Source organism: Rhizobium sp. K102, assembly GCF_022385315.1.
GTDB lineage: Bacteria > Pseudomonadota > Alphaproteobacteria > Rhizobiales > Rhizobiaceae > Rhizobium > Rhizobium croatiense.
The window spans coordinates 389,268-405,132 of the sequence record NZ_CP092438.1 but is presented as its reverse complement, the minus strand read 5'-3'; the positions used below and the strand labels follow the sequence as shown (position 1 = coordinate 405,132).

Annotated in this window: 13 protein-coding genes and 1 pseudogene; 3 read left to right on the top strand and 11 right to left on the bottom strand. The window is 57.3% G+C overall.

From position 1 onward, the window contains the following. Positions 1–71: 71 nt before the first annotated feature. The 5 genes from MHI61_RS32540 to MHI61_RS32520 form a co-directional block, all read right to left on the bottom strand. A complete protein-coding gene (locus tag MHI61_RS32540) occupies positions 72–1,370 on the bottom strand; it encodes a sugar ABC transporter substrate-binding protein (protein ID WP_239793565.1) in 1,299 nt (432 codons plus the stop codon). Positions 1,371–1,417: 47 nt separating this feature from the next. Continuing rightward, positions 1,418–2,263: a carbohydrate ABC transporter permease gene (locus tag MHI61_RS32535; protein ID WP_239793564.1), complete on the bottom strand. Its 846-nt coding sequence runs from the start codon at positions 2,261–2,263 to the stop codon at positions 1,418–1,420. An 8-nt stretch (positions 2,264–2,271) separates the two neighbouring features. Continuing rightward, the gene (locus MHI61_RS32530) at positions 2,272–3,213 is read right to left on the bottom strand and encodes a sugar ABC transporter permease (RefSeq protein ID WP_239793563.1); all 942 of its coding nucleotides are present in this window, start codon (positions 3,211–3,213) and stop codon (positions 2,272–2,274) included. A gap of 52 nt (positions 3,214–3,265) precedes the next feature. Then, entirely contained in the window at positions 3,266–4,318 is a 1,053-nt protein-coding gene (ugpC, locus tag MHI61_RS32525; RefSeq protein WP_275593101.1) for a sn-glycerol-3-phosphate ABC transporter ATP-binding protein UgpC, read from the bottom strand. A 144-nt stretch (positions 4,319–4,462) separates the two neighbouring features. Then, complete coding sequence (locus tag MHI61_RS32520; RefSeq protein WP_239793562.1) at positions 4,463–5,293, bottom strand: IclR family transcriptional regulator; 831 nt, start codon at positions 5,291–5,293, stop codon at positions 4,463–4,465. Between the two features lie 181 nt (positions 5,294–5,474). Here MHI61_RS32520 and MHI61_RS32515 point away from each other — a divergent pair, with 181 nt between their 5' ends. Both MHI61_RS32515 and MHI61_RS32510 read left to right on the top strand, forming a co-directional pair. Continuing rightward, positions 5,475–6,482: a Gfo/Idh/MocA family oxidoreductase gene (locus MHI61_RS32515; protein WP_239793561.1), complete on the top strand. Its 1,008-nt coding sequence runs from the start codon at positions 5,475–5,477 to the stop codon at positions 6,480–6,482. 168 nt (positions 6,483–6,650) lie between these two features. Continuing rightward, positions 6,651–7,583, top strand: coding sequence for an SMP-30/gluconolactonase/LRE family protein (locus MHI61_RS32510; RefSeq protein WP_239793560.1), 933 nt, complete (start codon positions 6,651–6,653; stop codon positions 7,581–7,583). Between the two features lie 149 nt (positions 7,584–7,732). On the opposite strand, the gene MHI61_RS32505 is transcribed toward MHI61_RS32510, so the two are convergent. The 3 genes from MHI61_RS32505 to MHI61_RS32495 all read right to left on the bottom strand — a co-directional run bounded on the left by MHI61_RS32505 (position 7,733) and on the right by MHI61_RS32495 (position 11,600). Then, positions 7,733–8,542 carry a shikimate dehydrogenase gene (locus MHI61_RS32505; RefSeq protein WP_239793559.1) on the bottom strand — a complete coding sequence of 270 codons (810 nt, stop codon included), beginning with the start codon at positions 8,540–8,542 and terminating at the stop codon, positions 7,733–7,735. Beyond that, positions 8,536–10,509: a VCBS repeat-containing protein gene (locus MHI61_RS32500; protein WP_239793558.1), complete on the bottom strand. Its 1,974-nt coding sequence runs from the start codon at positions 10,507–10,509 to the stop codon at positions 8,536–8,538. Before MHI61_RS32500 ends, MHI61_RS32505 begins: the two co-directional genes overlap by 7 nt. Before the next feature lie 266 nt (positions 10,510–10,775). After that, a complete protein-coding gene (locus MHI61_RS32495) occupies positions 10,776–11,600 on the bottom strand; it encodes an IclR family transcriptional regulator (protein ID WP_239793557.1) in 825 nt (274 codons plus the stop codon). 340 nt (positions 11,601–11,940) lie between these two features. On the opposite strand from MHI61_RS32495, the gene MHI61_RS32490 reads away from it, so the two are divergent. Further along, entirely contained in the window at positions 11,941–12,816 is an 876-nt protein-coding gene (locus MHI61_RS32490; protein ID WP_239793556.1) for a ribokinase, read from the top strand. Positions 12,817–13,835: 1,019 nt separating this feature from the next. Here MHI61_RS32490 and MHI61_RS32485 read toward each other — a convergent pair. The 3 genes and pseudogenes from MHI61_RS32485 to MHI61_RS32475 form a co-directional block, all read right to left on the bottom strand. After that, positions 13,836–14,855: pseudogene (locus MHI61_RS32485) on the bottom strand (nucleotidyl transferase AbiEii/AbiGii toxin family protein). Beyond that, complete coding sequence (locus tag MHI61_RS32480; RefSeq protein WP_239793555.1) at positions 14,848–15,441, bottom strand: DUF6088 family protein; 594 nt, start codon at positions 15,439–15,441, stop codon at positions 14,848–14,850. Before MHI61_RS32480 ends, MHI61_RS32485 begins: the two are co-directional and overlap by 8 nt. 136 nt (positions 15,442–15,577) lie before the next feature. Further along, positions 15,578–15,784, bottom strand: a complete 207-nt coding sequence (locus MHI61_RS32475) for a hypothetical protein (protein WP_183941098.1) — start codon at positions 15,782–15,784, stop codon at positions 15,578–15,580. Positions 15,785–15,865 lie beyond the last annotated feature (81 nt).

Sequence of the window (15,865 nt, the reverse complement as noted above, 5' to 3'; positions counted from 1 at the left end):
TGGTCGTCTCGGAAAGGAACTGGATGGCGGTGACTTTCCCCGCCATCCAGCCTTGTTACGAGGAGGCTGGCTTACTGCGCCTTCGCGAGTGCCGCTCCATACCGCTCGATCAGCTCGTCGTAGGCGTCTGCCGGCGATCCGTCTTTCAGGATCATTCTCTGGAAAGCTTCGCCCAAGATGGTGTGATAGGTCGAGAGGATGGGGGTGTAGGTCACAGTTTGCCCGCGCTGCGCGACCAGGTCAGCCCACTGCTTCTGGTCCTTGCCGGCGTCGCTCTGGAAATATGGCGAAGTGTATGCCGATTTACGCGATACCACTTCGCCGCCCTCGGCTGCGAACGCTTGAGCCTCCGGTGACACCATGAACTTCACGAAGGTCCAAGCGGCATCGGGATTGGCAGTCTTCTTGTTGATCGCAATATTGTAGCTGTAGACCGTCTGTTTGTCGTTTGCCGTATACCCTGGTGCCGGAGCCCACGCCAGATCGTCGCCGCCGCCTTGCTGCTTCACCGTCTTGTAGCGATAAACGCCAAAGACCGCCGTTGCTGCGCTGCCAGACCGAAGCGCGTCGTGCAACTCGTTGAACCCCATCTGGGCGCTGCGAAGCGGAGTCACCTTGCACTTCGTATAGAAGTCTTTGATCGTTTGCGCCGCCTTGATGAACGACTCCTTCGAAAAGGCAATCTTACCATCAGGGGTAAAGTACTGACCGCCGTTTCCAGGCAGCATCGTACTCAGGAAGAATTCTCCCAGGCTCTGGGCACCGCCAAGACCGCCTGTCGCTCCAAGCGGTACGGCAAAGGTTATGGTATCGGACTGAGCGAATTTGTCGCCTAGGGCGCAGACTTCATCCCAGGTCGTCGGGGGCTTGACGCCTGCCTTCTCCAACATGCTTTTGCGGTAGAAGAGGATTGGAATACGGAAGTCTTGCGGGAGAGCATAAAGCTTTCCGTCGACCTTCGTGTTCGACAGTGGCAGGAGCCAGTCGTCATCCGGAATTCCGTCCTTCTTCACCAGATCGTCGAGCTGGAGAAGATTTCCGGTTGCAGCGAATTCGGAAACGGCAAAGCCGACCACGCGGATCACGTCCGGTGTCTGGCTTCCGGACTTGATGGCGCGGGCTGCTGCTCCCCCGGTCGGATCGACAAGCAACTCGATCTTGATGTCGGGGTTCTTCGCCTGAAAAGCATCAATCATCTTCGTTTGGGCGGCAGACCGGGGATCCTTGGCATTGTTCGGATCCAGGAACGTCTGGTAGATGATCTTCGTGCTCTCGGCAAAGGCCTGTGGAGCAGCGAAAGCGAAGATCGCGGTGCCAATGGCCAGCGCCGCGGATGATTTGATGAATTTCCGTTTCGATATGGTTTGCATGCGTCTTCCTCCCAGGTTGAGCGAGTTGCTGTGAAGTTGGTGGGTCATCAGCCTTTGACCGCGCCGGCCGTCAGACCGGAGATGAACCACTTTTGAACGAAGCCGAACATGAGGATGACCGGTGATGATGCGACCATCACAAAGGCCATCATGTAGGACCACGAAATGCCGACGGCGTCGAAAACCTGATTGACAAGGGCGACCTGCAGGGTTCGTTTTGCGACCTCGGGCGCAAAAACGGCCACCGTGATATAGTCATTCCAGGTTGTCACAATGCCGATTGTCGCGACGGCCGCTATCCCCGGACGGATGAGCGGCAAGATCAGAGCCCAGATAATTTGAAACCGGGAGGCGCCATCAATCATGGCGGAATCCTCGATCTCAATCGGAACGGCTTCGACGAAATTTGCGATAAACCAGACTGTCTGAGGGATAATCCGCGCGCAAAGGATGATCGTCACCACGATGCCGCTGTTGAGCAAACCAACCGTTTCCAGCAGATAATAAGTCGGAACCAGCAACGCGACCCCTGGCACCATCGATGTCCCAAGTATCACCAGCATCAAGGTTCGTTTACCTTTGAAAGAAAAGCGCGCAGCGGCATAACCTCCAGGGATCCCAACGAGGAGAGCTATGATTACGGCACCGACGGAGTAGGCAATAGAGTTCCAAAGGTCGGTCGAGAAAGCCGGGTCCTTGAAGACCTTGGTGTAGTTCTCCAGAGTGGGTGAATTGGGCCATAGGGTAGGGGGCACAACCACCGCTTCTACTTCTGTCTTAAAAGATGTCGCAAAGGCCCAAAGAACTGGCCCGAGAACGATAATCCCGATGACCAAGGATCCCAGGATCGCGGGCATCTGTCCGCTTGTGCGGTTCGAGAGAGCGCTGCTCATATTTGATCCTATCCGGTAACGCGGCCGGTCAGCCGGGTGTAAAGAGCACCAAGGGCGACATTGATAATGAGGACGACGATCGAGACGACGGCAGTCGGCCCAATGTTCACCGCCTGAACGGTTCCACGGAAGGCCTCGAAACTGAGGGTGGTCGTTGATCCCAGCGGCCCTCCGCCCGTCATGACAATGATCAGCGTCATCAAGGTCAGGTACATGATGGAAAGAGTCAGCGCCGTGCTGCCCAAGGTGGGAAGTATTTCGGTGAGCGTGACGTAACGGAACTTCACGAACGCACCGCCTCCATCGATCTCTACCGCTTCGTAGAGTTCTTTCGGAATGGACTGCATGGCCGCTGTCGCCATCACCATGACATAGGGGAACGACCACCAGGCTGTGACGACGATGATGAGAGGCAAGGCCATTCCTGGATCCCCCAACATCAGGCCGGGGTCGATACCCAGCTTCTGGATCACGTAGGGTATGGGCCCGAACGAAGGGTTGAGGAGCCAGAGCCAGATGCTGCCGACGACTGACATGGATAGCGTCCAGGGGAAAAGGATGAACACCCGCAGCGCAGAACCTGTGACGCCCGCCCGGTTCAAAACCAGTGCTGAGGCCATTCCAAGGATAATGGCACCGGCCAGAGATCCCCCGACGTAGGTCAGGGAAATTACGGTCGTGTCCCAGAACTCGGATGAGCTTAGAACTTCGACGTAATTGGCGAGACCAGCAAAGCCAACGAGATCGTAGTATTTCGTTTTCTGAAAGCTCAACCAGAACACAAAGATCGTCGGATAGAGGGTCACAAGAAACAGGATCACGATAGCAGGCGTGAACCACAGAAAGGGGGCCCAACTAAAGCGGTTTGTATTGTCAGTGGCGTCCACGACGTCGCTCGCCAGGTGCGTCGCGCTTTGATTGGTGCTGACTTGTAGAGGTGGTATCGACATTCGATTACTGTTCCCCTGTGGCCGTCTCAGGCAGGGTGGGTAGCGTAGGTTCTCAGGACAGGCGCCTGCCGGTGCTTTCGCTGAAGAGGTGGACGCGCGAAAGATCCGGAGCCACGATGATGGTCTCGCCAACTTTCGGAAGAACTCGATCTCGGAATATGCAGACAATGGTTTGAGCGCCATGCCGAGCGATGATCTGGGTCTCGGAACCGGTCGGTTCGACGACTGTGACGGTGAGAGGCAGTCCCTCGTCACTGAGAGTGAGATGCTCAGGACGTACGCCGTAGATCACTTTCTCCGACGTATCGGCCACGCCAGCAGGCAGAGGCAGCTTGTGCCCGTCCTCGAGGACAAACCGGCCTGCCTCCACTCGGCCGTTGAGAAAATTCATCGATGGCGATCCGATGAAGCCGGCGACAAAGACATTTGCGGGATAGTCATACAGCTCAAGCGGCGCACCGACTTGCTCGACATAACCATCGTGCATGACGACGATCTTATCGGCCATAGTCATCGCTTCGACCTGATCGTGGGTCACATAAACGGTCGTAGTTTTGAGCCGCTGATGCAGCTCCTTGATCTCAGCGCGCATTTGCACCCGCAGTTTCGCGTCCAGATTCGAGAGCGGCTCATCGAACAGGAATACTTGCGGATTGCGAACGATCGCCCGACCCATCGCCACGCGTTGACGCTGCCCGCCCGACAGTTCGCGAGGGTAGCGATCAAGAAGTTTCGTGAGACTGAGGATTTCAGCTGCGCGTTGAACGCGGGTCTCTCGTTCCTCGCGCGGAGCCTTTTTGAGCTTCAATGAGAAACCCATGTTTTCGGCAACGGTCATATGCGGATACAGGGCATAATTCTGGAAGACCATGGCGATGTCTCTGGCCTTCGGCGGTACATCGTTAACGGTGCGTCCGCCGATCTGGATCTCGCCGCCGGAGATATTTTCGAGGCCCGCGATCATCCGCAACAGAGTTGATTTTCCGCAACCCGACGGTCCGACGAGGGTTACAAATTCCCCTTCGTGGATATCGACAGATACGCCATGAAGCACGCGTACGGCGCCGTAAGCTTTGCGAACGGACTTCAGCTCAACATTAGCCAACTGTTTCCTCCTACTGGCCACCGAAGCGGCCACCTGCCCCTAGCGCGATCTCCCCGATCGCTATCGGAACGTTATTCCATTAAGGAAAGCAGATGTCAACAGACGTCAGCGATGCGACACGTACGCTGTCAGCTACGAAGGTTTTTAGATAATATTTCCAACCACTTGCGGCCTATTTGAAGCATTCGCTTGCGACGTAGGCGAGGCGATCCGATAAGGCCAAAGTTCGGAAAGTTCGTCGGCAGTGGCCTTCACCTGTTCCGCTAATTGAGGAAGTACGAGCGGCGAAAAGCGGTGTATTGGTCCTGCGATGCTCACCGTTCCAACAACCTGACCTCCAACGCGAATGACCGCGGCGACCGCGGCGACGCCGGGTTCAGCTTCCTCGATCGCAGTGGCCCATCCGCGTTCTTCGGTCTCGTCCAAAGCCGCGGAAAACGTCTGTTTTGAGGTAATAACCCGTGGACCTCCCAGGTCCGTTCGGCCCAGCCCACTTGCCACGGCCCTGGCTAACGCTTCCTCTCGATCCAGTGTCGCCAGCCATGCTTTGCCGTTAGCGGTCGTGTGCAATGGCACCTTCGCGACCAGCTCTGGCTGGTAAATCAGGCCGGAACGCATGCCTTGCGAATGGGATATCCACGTCAAACCATCGGAATCAAGGATCGCAATCCTGCCCAGCCCCTTGGTATTGCTTGCTAAACGGTCCAGAATCGGTTGGCAGATGTCGGGGATCCGCGTCCCCGCCAGCAGCCGCTGGCCCATCACGGCTAGACGCAGTGAAAGTCGGTAGAACCCGTTCTCGGGATCCTGTTCGGCCCACCCTAAGTCACACAGACTGTTGAGCAGGCGATGCGCTGCGCTCTTCGGGACGTCCAGCCGCCGACTGATCTCGCCTAGGGACAGTCCAGTGGCGTTCTCGCTCAATAGCGTGATGACGTCGAAACAACGGTCTAGAAGGGATTTGACAAGTCGCATGATACCACGATATTCGATTTATCGGAACGATATTCCAATAGCACTACCGAAGGCGTTTCACAAGGAGCGGCTTGAGCGGCAGTTAGACAATCACACGCATCGTCGGTTCAAACTGTTGCGGCCTTCGAAGCGTGTTAAACATGCCTGCTCGCCTTTATAAACCAGCAATTATGGAGTCGTGATGAGGATCGCAATATTCGACGTCAGCCATTGGCATTTTCCGCTTTACATCACTGCTCTCAGGGATCCGGGAATCGAGGTGATCGGCATCTCCGATAGCGCGGCATTCGCGGGGCCACGTTTCTCAGAATTGCTCGAATGTAAGCTGTATGGGTCGAACGACGAACTGATGGGGCAGGACTTCGACTTCGCGCTTGTATTCAGCCGTCATTCCGACATGGCCGAGCTGGCTGAGCGGTTGATTGCCAAGGGCAAACCGTTTCTGATCGAGAAGCCATGCGGGCTTCGTCTCGAGGACGTCCGTCGTATCCGCAAACTGTCCGAGAAACACGGCGTCTTCGTAAGCGTGCCTTTCATTCAACGCGTAAGCGATCTGGCTGATCGTCTCTCGCCGGCTGCGGGGTTCATGCCAGATGGGTTCCAGCATCTTTCCTTCCGGTTTGTCGTAGGCTCGGTGAATCGGTATGAACGAAACGGCTGCGCCTGGATGCTTGACAAGACACTAGCAGGAGGTGGGTCGATGCTGAATGTCGGTATTCATTTCATCGACTTGATCTCAGATCTGACAAAATCCCCCATCACCGAGGTCTCAGGCCAGGTCCAGATCTACCGGCCTGATGTGACCGTCGACGAACAGGCTGTCTTCACCTGCCGAACTGCCGCAGGACAGATCGGCGTGATCGAGACAGGGTATTTGTATCCCTCCACGGCCGACGATCAGCGGGATTTCGCCTTTTCGCTCTCGCATCGTCAATCCTACATTCGCGGTTACGCCGACCAGTTCTATGCTAAATCGCGGGAACACGAGAAGGCTTCTGCGACCACCATCGAGTATAACACGGACGAGTATTACCCGGTGTTTCTCCGCCGCAGTTGGGCGGACCTCGAGAATGGTCACCCTCCTGTTGCAGGCTTGCTCGAAGCGGAGCGAGCATTGGCCGTCATTGAAGCAGGCTATCGTTCGGCCGCCAAGGGGGGAGCGCCCGAGGTCGTCGACAGCACCATCTAGTTGTCCGCTGAACCTTATTTGGCGGCGCGCTACTGATTGGCGCTCGCTTTTGAAGCCAAGCTGACGTTTCAGTTGCGCAACAGCCTGATGTGTAGACGCTGCGAACACGCCCGAAACCGTTGCGTTACTTTTCGACGCCGACGGTTCCTTCCATCTTTGGCCGATCCTATGACGAAACCAGATATCGAGATTGTCGCGACTGGACTTCACTTCCCGGAAGGACCGGTCGAACTTCCCGACGGCTCCATAGCCGTCGTGGAGATTGGCCGCGGCAGGATTGTTAGGATCAGGGATGGCGGAAAACAGGAAGTAGTGGCGGTCACTAATGGTGGTCCTAACGGTATGGCTTTAGGGCCGGATGGGGCGCTCTACGTGTGCAACAATGGAGGTTTTTCCTGGGTAGAGGAGGGCGGTTGGCTCCGTCCCGTTGGCCTTGCCCCGGATTACGGCGGCGGTGTGATCCAGAAGGTCGATATCTCGACCGGCGAAGTCATGACCTTGTATGTTCAATGCGATGGCCGAACCCTTAGCGGCCCAAACGACATCGTTTTCGACAATCACGGCGGATTTTATTTTACCGACACGGGCAGGGTCCGGGAGTTCTACCGGGACCATGGGGCTGTTTATTACGGAAAAGCCGATGGCAGCTCGATAACGAAGGTAGTGTTTCCGCTTTTGGCACCAAACGGAATTGGTCTGTCACCCGACCTTAAGACCCTTTACGTCGCCGAGATGGAGACAGCCCGACTTTGGAGCTACGCTATCGCTGAGCCAGGGGTGGTCGATAAACGGCCCTTTCCGAGCTCAAACGGCGGTGAGCTCATTATCGGACTTGGTGGCTTCCAGCGCCTAGACAGTCTGAAGGTCGCGGCTTCCGGTAACATCTGCGTTTCAACCTTGGTGACCGGGTGCATAACGGTGGTGTCGCCACGAGGCGAGTTGCTCGACCAAGTGTGGATGCCAGAGATTTATCCCACAAATCTCGGATTTGTTGGCCAAGACTTGCAAGATGCCGTCGTGACCCTTTCGCTCACAGGTCAGGTTGGCAGACTTCGGTGGCCCGAGAAAGGTCTGAGACTGCAACATCAAGGAGACGGATAATCCTCGTCAACCCTCGGAAAAGGCATCGTGGATGTGTCATGGGAATTCAGTCCGGGAATCGTTTCCCTCGGAGGAGCGCGTTCGACGCAGGATAGCGCGGGAACGCCATGCCTGACGGTCAGTCATGGCGCCTGGTGCGGGAAACGTAGCTAAGCCCAGAGCTCACAGATGTGGTCGACGGTGAGGTCGGCTTGTCCGGTGATCATGTGCATGCCGGAATGGGTTTCGACACCTTTTGCCGCGGCCAGTGCGAGAAGTCTCGTGGTCTCTGGCTGGGCAATGACCTCGGCGAATGTCATTCCCGGCTGCAGCAAGTCCGGATCCAGCGGAAGCACGTCCGTGTCGTGAAGGCCGAGTGAAGTCGCATTGATGACGAGCTGACCAGCTTCTGGCTTGGGCCCGCCTGCTTTGGCAACCTTCCTTCCGAAGTCGGCATTTACCGCTTCCGCTAGCGCTTCAGCCTTGTCGAGGGTCCGATTTGATACCGTGATGCTATTGGCGCCGGCCTCGACGAGTGCAAACGCTATAGCGACCGAAGCGCCTCCTGCTCCGACGATGAACGCATCACGACCTCCGATAGTGATCCCCTTGGACTGAAGACCGCGCACAAAGCCCTTGCCATCAAATTGGTAGCCGCGGAAGCTGCCATCCTTCTCGCGGCGCACGAGATTGACAGCCCCGACGCGTGCGGCAACCGGGTCGAGACTATCGCACAGATCGATGGCAGTCTGCTTGTGGGGCAGGGTAATGCCGAACCCAACAAGGTTCGGCATCGCCTTCAGACCGGCCCAGATTGTAGTCAGGTCCTTTGCGGGTACATGGAGCGGGACAGATACGATATCTGCTCCGCGTGCCGCAAAGAGCGGATTGACCGCCGCCGGCGATTTGGCCTGGATGATCGGGTCGCCGATGATGCCAATCAGCCTGGTGGTGCCGCGAATGGTGACGCCGCCTACCACGACAGTTCCTCACGCTTGAGCCAGACAATGCTGCCGTCCTCGATGCCGACGATAATGTCGAGCGCGCCGCGACCAGCCCAATCGACGACTTCCGGGGAGGCGACATGCATCGCCATCTGAATGGTTTCATCCCGGTGCTTGATCGGAACTGGCAATGCAAAACGAGGCTCCTCCGGTGTCCCGACGTTGCGCGAATAGAAGAGGCCGGCCTGCTTGGTCGTGTTGCGCGGCGCACCGGTCTTCGGATCCGGCGGCACGCAGGCGCGGGCATGGGTACCGAAGATCAGGTCGGTACGGCCAGCGCCTTCCCAATCGCAGAAGCAAAGCTTCACACGGCCGCGCCCACCGCCAACGTCGACCGTGAAGCGCATGGCTTCGCCGTCTTGCCAGCGGAGGAAACGTTTGTCGACCAGTTCCGTGTCGGACGCCTTCCTCCAATCGCTGAGGACCCCGTCCTCATCCAGTGCGACATAGTGGAGGTCGCTATCCTTGAGCCAATCAACGACCGCCGGTCGAACCCGCCAAACTGTCTTCAAGGGCTTGCCCTTGAAGGTTAGGAACTCCTCCTCGCCGAACCGTGGCGGCAGGACCTTTTCGCCAGTGTTGCGGAATAGCCGATGACGGCCAGTAACATCGCTGACCAATATGTCCATGCTGCCATTGCCGGTCCAATCGGCAAGGGTCGGGCAGGAATAGCCGAACATTTTTTCCGACGGCCCCTGGATAGAGCCAGTCAATCCGGCTGCAAGCCGGATCGGCGTGTCGCCACCCTTGAGCATGATTTCCTTGTCGAGATAAATGATCCGGTTTTGTTCCCGGCTCTGGTAGAAGAGCAATTCGCCTGTGCTGTTGCCGACGACAAGATCGTAGTGCCCGTCACCGCTGAAATCATAGGCCGCCGGGCTTGGCAGGATACCCGCGTGAATCAAGGGCTTCGTGGTCTCGATGCGGCCGCGCTGCTCGAAACGTGGAAGTCCGTCTTCGCCATCGCCGACGTTCTTGAGAAAGCTGATGTATCCATCCTCCGCACCGTAAAGGATGTCTTCGCGACCGTCGCCATCCCAATCGACGACGCAGGGGAGATGGATACAGTGTCCGAGTTCCAGAACCTTGTCCTCGACAGCGCGGATCAGGCTGGTCGGCTCGAAGGTTCCGTCTTCTCGCTGGCGGGCAATATGCAGGATATTCCAGAACTCGCCTGCAATGAGGTGTTGCTGCTTAGTCCCGAATTTGCCGAATGCAGGCGCCAGCTGCCCATAGACCTCGAGTGGCGTTTCGCCGGCGATGAGGGCATGACCCTTTTCCAGCACGGGTGCTGCGAGCGTGCCTTTGTTTTTGAATGCGTATAGGAAGCCCCGCAGCGGACCGCCGAGCCAACGGCCGGCGTCGTCATAGCCGCGATAACCTTCATCGTTCCATTCGAGACCGTTCGGCCAATAGTCGTTCCAGTAGTCGCTACCGACGATGAGTTCCGCCACCCCGTCACCATCGATATCGTGGAACCGGGCCATATGGAGATATTCGTTACCCTTGACCCAGTCGGCATCGAGGTCAAGGCGGACGGGTTCGCCGAATTCAGGCTCACCTTTTTTTCCAACGTTGGGAAACACATAAATCTGCTTGCGCAGCCGCGACGCGGAGACAAGATGGAATACATCTCCGTCCTTGACGGCGGTCACGTAGCCGCGGACGCCTTCGACCAGTTCTTCTTCACCCAGGATAGGTGTGCCGTCAGGATAGGTGCCGATTTGGCGACGCAAGAAGATGCGACCGTCGTAGCAGGCGTCCCATGCAGAAATCAGCATGTCCTTTGTACCTGTGCCGCTCCAATCGACGATCTCGACACAGGTGATGATTCGACCTGCGACAGCCGCCGACTTGACGTCCGGATGATATTTCAAAGCCTCCGAGCCATAGTCTGGACCGTGCCAAAGAGTGGCGTCGTCCTCCCATCTTGTTACGCTCATCGCAAACTCTCTCCACTTGCAGAATTAATTGGAAATGATTTCTAAAACGAAACCGCCTTTCAAATCTAGTGGAAAATCGAGTTGGGCGCGCCTTCGGCACCGGGCAGAGGATAAACGCAAGCGTGCTCCTATTCAGCCTGCGTTACTGGCGGGCTGGCAGCCGACAAGCTGTTCTAGAGAGGGCGATGAGGTCTGCAGTGCTATAGCCCGGTGATCTTTGCAGATCCACAGGCCGTGATCATGCTTCAAAGTAACTTTAGACGCAGCTACCGCACTGCGCCGGTTGCAACGATCAGTGGCGTCATGGTTCGCTGACGAACTCGCAGAGGCCAGATATCGCTCAGTTCTTCCGCAGCCTTTTTGAGGGAACGAACTAAGTCGGGCCAACGATCTTCGGTTATGCGCATAAGAGGTCCCGCAACGGAGATCGTCCCAGCGACCGGCGCTTCAGCATCAGAACTCGTTCGAAAGGGAACCGCAATTGCTGCGGTACCAGCCTCACCCTCCTCGACAGAGGTTGCGAACCCTCGCTCCCGAGTTTCATTCAGTCGGACTCTGAGTTCATCGATTGATCGAGCAGAATTGGGACCAAGCTTCCGTTTAGCGGTAAAGCCGCGAGAATAGACGATTTCCAGCGCCCGTTCTTCGGGCAGAGTGGAAAGCCATGCCTTCCCATTCGCCGTTGCGTGGAGAACGATTTCCTGTCCCATGTCCGGATCATATCGGAGGCCGGTTGTTGCACCTTGTGCACGTGCCACCCATACCAAATCCTGACCTTCCAGGATTGCGAGACGACAATATTCTTGCGTTTCCGCAGCCAACCGATTCAAAACGGACTGGACCACGTCAGGCACATTCCGCGCATCAAGATTCCGGAACGCTAGGGCGCTCAATCGAAGAGAAAGGGCGTATTTTTGACTCGCGGCATCTTGTGTCACCCACCCGTGGGTAATCAGCGTCGTCAACAGACGATGGACCGCGCTCGCCGGCATGTCGAGGCGTCCGGCAAGGTCGGACAACTCGACTGATCCTGCTTCTCCAGCCAGCACTTCCAAAAGCGTGAGGCATCGTGATACGGCTGCGACGGTCAATCCTCAAATCTCCTTTTGGTGCAGACTAGAAGCTTTGTTTCCAATATGGAATAGGCTTCCATAACGATCCCCATTTTGTTGGCGCCTTCAAGTCTCGGTTTGTTGCTCCCGGGCACGCCCTCGCTCGGCACGTCCGGATTTGCTTTTTTAAGCTTGATGAAAATAGAACTCGATTCTAAATGAAAAATAATTTCTGATTACGCGTGATGCGCGTGAGAGTGAGAACTGAGCGGAATTGCGGTGATGTTAACTTCAATTACCAACGAAGATCACAGCCGTCGCGCATGGCCAAGGGACCATTTTGGCGCCGCCGGCGAGCAGCAAGCTAGGGGTTGGTAGTATGATCGTCACGTTCGGATCCATAAATGTTGACCTGATCTACTTGGTCAACGAGATACCTCAAGCGGGTCAGACTGTCTTGGCACGCGGATCGCGAACGGAGGCTGGAGGGAAGGGGGCTAACCAAGCGTTGGCAGCTGCGCGAGATGGCGCAAGCGTCGTCATAACGGGGGCGGTGGGTAACGACGCCATGGCCCCCATCGCCCTTCAGAATTTGGAAGGCGAGGTCGACATCAGCCGCGTGGTCCGATCGAAGGAGCCTACCGGCTCCGCCGCGATAGTCATCGATGCCGATGGCCGCAATATGATCGCAGTCGCAGCAGGCGCCAACCTGGTAGCCCAATCCGATGGCGTTGAAGATGAGCTGCTTCGTAACGCAAGTTATGTCCTGATGCAGATGGAGAACGACGCTGTTCAGATTGAAAATCTAATCAGACGGGTTTCCAATCATCCCGCAAAATCGATTCTCAACCTCGCGCCGCCCTACCGGCTGGATCGCGACCTACTATCTCTCGTCGATATCGTAATCGTCAACGAAGACGAGGCCGAAGCTCTTTCCGGTTGGCTTGGTTGCGAGCCGAGCGCGAGATCGTTGTCAGAGACTCTCAACACCGGGGTCTTACGCACCATGGGAGGAGAGGGAGCCGAAGCTTTCATCGATGGCGAGGAGATAAAGGTACCGGCAGTTCGCGTTGATGCCGTGGATACGACCGCAGCTGGTGATTGTTTCGTAGGCGTTCTCGCGTCGGCTCTCGATCGAGGCCTGTCGCTCGACGGGGCGATGCGACGAGCCGCAAAGGCCGCTGCGATTGCCTGCTCGCGTCCGGGAAGCCAGTCGAGCATTCCTCACAACGACGAGATAGATAGTTGGACCTGAGAAAAGCCAAGGGCAAATACCTGCGTGAACCCCATCCGAATTGACTGAGGACACAACGACTCCAGGCGACCTGCAATGAGCTATCCAACATTTATCTCGGCGGTGTTCATTCTCCTACTGAGTCCCGGCCCGACCAATACCTTGATGGGGCTGGCATCGGCACGCACCAGTTTTTGGCTCGTTCTGAGACTACTCCCCGCCGAACTGTTCGGTTACCTCACTATGATCTTGCCCCTTACGTGGCTTGGGGAGAGCTGATCAGCCGTTGGCCGGAAACCGCTCTGGTGTTGAAGGCCGCAGCGGCGATTTGGGTTATGTATCTCGCAATAAAGCTTTGGGTCGCGGGAAGCAAGGATGTCATGGACCGCAGCGTGACCGCTCGACGCATATTTGTGACGACGACGCTCAACCCCAAGGCCCTTGTGTTCGGACTTGTTCTTCTACCTCCGCCGATCGCGCCCGACTTCCTGCCAAAGCTTACAATCTTCGTTGCCTTGGCAAGCATCGTTGCCGTGATTTGGGGTTTGATCGGCAGGTTGACGCAGGTCGGTGCGCGAAGCCATTGGCGCCTAATGATACTTCAGCGGACCGCGTCCGGCTGGCTCGCTATCGTGTCCTGCACGGTTGTCGCGAGTCTTTTCAGGCCTAGGACCATTAGCTGATCAGGTCTAAGTCCGTGTCCGAGTACCTTGCAACAGTGACGCAGCAAGTTCGAAATCTTCAGCCGATGTTGAGGATACCTAGTCTATTCAAGGTGCCTAGTTGACACAAACATTCGACGCAAACGATTATCCTCCGCGTGCTATAGACTTGAATTGGCAGAACTTTGCGATCTGAGTGTTTTCGGCTCGTCGGAATGGCGGAAACCTGTGAGACGATAACCGACACGTAGTGCTATGCGGATGCGACTGAGAAATGGACCTTGCCTCGACAAGCCAAGAGTTCCATAAATACCTCTTATGCCAACGGCACTGAAAGTTGCAGGGTCGACGGTTCTGTTCCTTTTAAATTGTAAGTGGCTATTTCGGTGTGTCGGCTTTGTTGGCGCGCGCCTGAATTTGCGTGCATCGCTCGAATAGGTGCTCGAACGGCTCGGAATCGCCGAGCAGCAGACCGTCGTCGACCATCCGCGCGTAATCATCGCCGAGCGCGCGCAGACCTTCTCCGGATGGCGTCAGAACCAGATTGCCGTTGACGGCTGCGGCGTAGTCGATGGGCGAGCGGTCGGCCGCCTTTTCCGCAAAGAACATGGATTTGTGTTTCGCCACTGCATTGGCAAGCTGCCGATCGTTGAATGCCTTGTCGGCAAAACCCGCATCGTCCAGCCGGACGACGTCATGCCAGTGGCGCGCAAACCGATCACCGCGGAGGCGCTCCTGCAGGCAGAAGACATGGATCGCTGTCGCCTTCTCCCAGAATGTCCGCTCGGCATGCATGACGCGGGGGCTCGCTTTTGGAATCGACACCATCGACCTGACCCGACGCGTCGCAGTCCACATCGCGGATACTGGCTGGCTCGCCAGTCGACCGTGCGCCGAACTCGAGCATAACACTCGGGGTGACATAGCCGGACCCGCTGCTCACCGCTTCATAGTCCAGGTAGAGCGCATCATCCTCGATGCGGATTGCCGCCGGAAGAGAGTGATCGCGCAGCGCGCCGGCTATCACCGGTTCCACCGACTCCGCCACCCACACCGGAAGCCGCTTTCGCACCTCGCTGGTCCAGCGTTTCTCTTCGCTGCGGGTTTTCGGCATTGCTTCGTCGTTGTCGCCGACCAAGTCCGGCGCCAGGGCCCGGATATCGTAGGTCAGGTCGACATCCTCGGAGAACCTTTTGATGACCCCATAGGCTTTCGAAAGCGAGGTGCCGCCCTTGAAGACGAGATGCTCGCCAAGCCTGGAGGAAAAGAGCGTCTGCAGCGTCCAGACGACCCAGACATCCTTTTCGAGCAGATGAATGGCCGTCCGGTGCGGTCGGCTGCCACAGCCAAGGCTTCGCGCCGGTCATCCTTTGACAAGGTCAGGAACAGATCAGCCATGCGCAGCCTTTCCCACGCTTCTTGCAAGCCAGGTCGGGAACTGCGGAGCCGCCGTCACCAGCTCGCCGAACGCGTCCGGCGGCAGCTTTCGCTTGATCCGCGATAGTGCTTCATCGGCCTTCTCTGGCCCAAGCCAGGCGAGCGCACGGACCGCCACGCCGGCGGGCCGGTCGGCCAAGGCCAGTTGCCAGCGAGGCACATGCCTGAGCTCGACCGTCTGCTGTCCGAGGTTCATTGTCCGGCTGCGGCCGGATGTCAGGTAGACGGAGCGGACCGGGACCTGGGTGGTCAGGCCCAGGGCATTCGCAGCGGCGGCGCCGTTTGAGACGATGACCTCGCCGCGTTGCTGCGCCACGGCCTCCACTGCTTGTTCAACTGTCGGCGGCCGGCTTCCAAAACGGCTTTTGACAGGCCGCATATAGATGCCGCGGCCGGCCCGGACGAGCTCGCCGCGCTCGGCCAGGCGCGACAGAGCCTGGTCCAGGGCGGCACGATTTCCGAGATGCAAAAAGCTCTTTGCCGAAAGCGCGGATCCTTCCGGCAGTCCTTCAGCATGGCCCATGATTTGCGACGTCAGCTTTTGCACGGCATTTCTCCTGTCAGAAATATATGCGAGTTTCTGACAGTTTGCAACGGAAGGAGAAGGGCAGGGGAGCCGAACCGCGCCTACCAAAATTCATATCGACATATTGGTCAGTAGCCCGCCTATCGCCCACCCAGCGCTACTCGTCTATCAGGCCATCAAACACTTCCAACATCGCATCACTGATGGCCTTGCCGAGCGCGGCTGCAGTGTTCGCCAACGCCTCCTCGTTCATATCGCGGGCGGCCATGGCAAAAGCAGCTCCCTCGGACGTTACGATTTCCCGCGCCCGCTCGATTGCCCATAGGGCGAAGTCACTGCGGTTGCTGATCTCCACGGTTTCCATGTCGTCTCCTGATTCTTGTTCCGGGGGTGGCTTATACCGATTTGCCGGACAATGCAGACCGGAGAGTTCGTCCTACGCCCG

Bases quoted from the DNA above. Each gene is read 5' to 3' on its own strand.
- MHI61_RS32475 (WP_183941098.1), bottom strand. From the start codon at position 15,784: ATGGAAACCGTGGAGATCAGCAACCGCAGTGACTTCGCCCTATGGGCA.
- MHI61_RS32535 (WP_239793564.1), bottom strand. From the start codon at position 2,263: ATGAGCAGCGCTCTCTCGAACCGCACAAGCGGACAGATGCCCGCGATC.
- MHI61_RS32510 (WP_239793560.1), top strand. From the start codon at position 6,651: ATGACGAAACCAGATATCGAGATTGTCGCGACTGGACTTCACTTCCCG.
- MHI61_RS32520 (WP_239793562.1), bottom strand. From the start codon at position 5,293: ATGCGACTTGTCAAATCCCTTCTAGACCGTTGTTTCGACGTCATCACG.
- MHI61_RS32540 (WP_239793565.1), bottom strand. From the start codon at position 1,370: ATGCAAACCATATCGAAACGGAAATTCATCAAATCATCCGCGGCGCTG.
- MHI61_RS32515 (WP_239793561.1), top strand. From the start codon at position 5,475: ATGAGGATCGCAATATTCGACGTCAGCCATTGGCATTTTCCGCTTTAC.
- MHI61_RS32530 (WP_239793563.1), bottom strand. From the start codon at position 3,213: ATGTCGATACCACCTCTACAAGTCAGCACCAATCAAAGCGCGACGCAC.
- MHI61_RS32500 (WP_239793558.1), bottom strand. From the start codon at position 10,509: ATGAGCGTAACAAGATGGGAGGACGACGCCACTCTTTGGCACGGTCCA.
- MHI61_RS32490 (WP_239793556.1), top strand. From the start codon at position 11,941: ATGATCGTCACGTTCGGATCCATAAATGTTGACCTGATCTACTTGGTC.